General features: G+C 63.1%; 5 protein-coding genes. 2 read left to right on the top strand and 3 right to left on the bottom strand.

Annotation, left to right across the window (positions count from 1 at the left end):
* On the top strand, positions 1-205 hold a 205-nt coding region (locus JCM19049_RS13970), incomplete at its 5' end, for a triose-phosphate isomerase (RefSeq protein ID WP_279403253.1).
* A 23-nt stretch (positions 206-228) separates the two neighbouring features.
* Positions 229-480, top strand: a complete 252-nt coding sequence (gene secG / locus JCM19049_RS13965) for a preprotein translocase subunit SecG (protein WP_054821883.1) — start codon at positions 229-231, stop codon at positions 478-480.
* A gap of 68 nt (positions 481-548) precedes the next feature.
* Here secG and JCM19049_RS13960 read toward each other — a convergent pair whose 3' ends face one another.
* The 3 genes from JCM19049_RS13960 to JCM19049_RS13950 all read right to left on the bottom strand — a co-directional run bounded on the left by JCM19049_RS13960 (position 549) and on the right by JCM19049_RS13950 (position 1,363).
* Positions 549-719, bottom strand: a complete 171-nt coding sequence (locus JCM19049_RS13960) for a hypothetical protein (protein WP_175419371.1) — start codon at positions 717-719, stop codon at positions 549-551.
* 74 nt (positions 720-793) lie between these two features.
* A complete protein-coding gene (locus JCM19049_RS13955) occupies positions 794-1,069 on the bottom strand; it encodes a hypothetical protein (RefSeq protein ID WP_279403252.1) in 276 nt (91 codons plus the stop codon).
* 111 nt (positions 1,070-1,180) lie between these two features.
* Positions 1,181-1,363, bottom strand: a complete 183-nt coding sequence (locus JCM19049_RS13950; protein ID WP_054821880.1) for a hypothetical protein — start codon at positions 1,361-1,363, stop codon at positions 1,181-1,183.
* Positions 1,364-1,491 lie beyond the last annotated feature (128 nt).

Raw genomic sequence — 1,491 nt, 5'->3', positions numbered from 1 at the left:
CATCCGTGCCGCCCTGGCCGAACGTTTCGGCGACGAGGTCGCGCAGTCGATCCGCCTGCTCTACGGCGGCAGCGTGAAGGCCGCCAACACGGCGGCGATCATGCGCGAACGCGATGTGGACGGCGTGCTCGTCGGCGGGGCCAGCCTGGATGCCGAAGAGTTTGCTAACATTGTTAGGTTCGAGCATCACCTCGTGACCGACTGAACCCTAGGTAAGGAACCGACGTAGTGGATATCATCAAGATCGTCCTGCAGGTACTGCTGGGCATCACCAGTGTTCTGCTGACCATGCTGATCCTGCTGCACAAGGGCCGTGGCGGTGGTATGTCGGACATGTTCGGCGGCGGGGTCACCTCTTCGCTCGGCTCCTCCGGCGTCGCCGAGAGGAACCTGAACCGGATCACCGTCGTGCTCGGCCTGGTGTGGGCCGCGGTGATCATCGGGCTGGCGCTGATCATGCGCTTCAGCGTCGAACTCTAGACCACCAAAAAAGCAGTGGGGACTTTCCAAGAGGGAAGTCCCCACCGCTTTTTAACGCACCTTGACGGTCAGCGGGCGTCACTGCCGTGGTGGTGCCTGGTGGTGCGATTCTGCCTGCGGTAGTGGTCATAAATACTGGGCGCCATGGCCACGAGGAGACAGAACACTCCGAAGCCCGTGGCGCCGCTGAGTAAACTGATAATGCCGACCAGCGTAATGAAACCCTGCAGCAGCATCATGCTCCGAGGACTCATCTGCGGTTCACCCCCTGTCGAGGACCCTGGTCTTTCAGGGTACCGGACGGAAGGTTTTGTCAACAGGGACAGCGTCCGATCCAAAGGATTGGCAGGGGAGCAGCAGTGCGCACAGCGGCGGGCTGGCCCGGCGGGATCAGTGCCCAGGTCAGGTCCGGGGGCCCTTGGCAACGCAACGCCGCGGGGGTGCTCAGCAGGCGGCGCAGCGGTTCGGCGCTCATCCCCAGCACCAGGTACAACAGGCCCAGCTCCACCCGTCCGGTGAGCAGGCATGCGGTCCCCATGGCGCCCAACAGCACCTTGAGCCATGTCAGCGACTGCGTTGCATCTGTCATCTTTACCCCGTTAGGTCCCACGCTTTCTAACACCGTAGGCTTCGGCGATGGCAAAGGAAGAGGAACCGGTGGCATCATGGCGACGGGCAGGTGAACTGCGCGCTCCTCCTGCTAAGGGTGCCGGGTGCGTCCCTCGGTTTCACCGGCCTGGGGCGCAATGAACCGGTCCACCAGGGTCAGGCCCACACCCAACACCAGGCACAGCACCCCAAGTTCCGCCCGGCCGCTGAGGAGGCAGAAAATACCAATGACCATGATGAGCGAACACACCCATTGCGAGATGAACGGTTCCATGTCGGGCTCCTTTCCCGGGGGATCGAGCTTTAACCCCAGCCTAGGCCAGCTCCGGTGAAACGCCAGGGGGTGCGGCCCAGGCTGCGGGTTAACCGCAACGCGGCGGCTGTGCTTCTCCACGGCTGTTG

Source organism: Arthrobacter sp. JCM 19049 (assembly GCF_001310435.1).
Note: the sequence above shows the minus strand (reverse complement) of the source record. Positions and strands in the feature narration are given on the sequence as shown.

Coding starts and splice junctions, on each gene's coding strand:
- JCM19049_RS13960 (WP_175419371.1), bottom strand. CDS start 719: ATGATGCTGCTGCAGGGTTTCATTACGCTGGTCGGCATTATCAGTTTA.
- JCM19049_RS13955 (WP_279403252.1), bottom strand. CDS start 1,069: ATGACAGATGCAACGCAGTCGCTGACATGGCTCAAGGTGCTGTTGGGC.
- JCM19049_RS13950 (WP_054821880.1), bottom strand. CDS start 1,363: ATGGAACCGTTCATCTCGCAATGGGTGTGTTCGCTCATCATGGTCATT.